Genomic DNA, 264 nt, shown 5'->3' on the forward strand with positions numbered 1-264 from the left:
CATCGGGGGTGCGGCCGAGGACGGCGACGAGCTCCATCAACGCGAACTCCGACACGAGCGGGGCGCCGGGACCGGCGATCGGGATACCGGTGTCCAGGTAGCCCTCGGTGATCGTCGCGGCACCCTCGGGGCCGGTGACGATGTGCTCGCTGGCCCACTCCACGATCGCTGCCCATTCGCGGACCAGGGAGGCCTGTCGGCCTTCGACCTCGGCGCGCAGCCCGGACAGCAGTGCTGCTGTCGAACGGGGCCGGGTTCCGAGAT

General features: G+C 71.2%; 1 protein-coding gene. It reads right to left on the reverse strand.

The window, feature by feature from the left end:
* Positions 1-264, reverse strand: a 264-nt coding sequence (locus ACZYRU_RS26985) for a hypothetical protein (RefSeq protein WP_488960187.1), incomplete at both ends; no start/stop codon positions are given.

The sequence above is a fragment of the Nocardioides sp. F233 genome (assembly GCF_057813895.1).